The sequence below is a fragment of the Gordonia sp. HS-NH1 genome (assembly GCF_001418765.1).
Taxonomy (GTDB): Bacteria; Actinomycetota; Actinomycetes; order Mycobacteriales; family Mycobacteriaceae; genus Gordonia.
On the sequence record NZ_LIYC01000137.1, the window covers coordinates 1 to 381 of the forward strand.

1 protein-coding gene is annotated in these 381 nt (G+C 67.2%); it reads left to right on the forward strand.

Translation table 11 applies throughout. The features are described from left to right. Nucleotides 1-381, forward strand: a 381-nt coding sequence (locus AMD30_RS24390) for a helix-turn-helix domain-containing protein (RefSeq protein ID WP_156354444.1), incomplete at both ends; no start/stop codon positions are given.

Consider the following 381-nt stretch of genomic DNA (forward strand, 5'->3'; position numbering starts at 1 on the left):
ATCGTTGAGGACGGTTGGTCGATCCGCCGTGCCGCTGAACGCTTTCAGGTCGCCCCAACGACCGCCCAACGCTGGGCCCGCCGCTACCGCGGCCACGGGCCGGCCGGGATGGTCGATCGCAGCAGCCGCCCCCATCGCAACCCCAATCGCACACCGACCCGCACCGAACGACGCATCATCAAAGTCCGCGTCATGCGCCGCTGGGGACCCGCACGCATCGCCTACCTGCTCGGCCTGAACCCCTCGACTGTGCACCGAGTGCTGTCTCGCTACGGCCTGGCTCGTTTGCGCTGGCTGGATCGCCCCACCGGGCGGGTTATCCGTCGGATGGAGTCGGCAACCCCAGGTGAACTGGTGCATGTTGATGTCAAGAAACTCGGC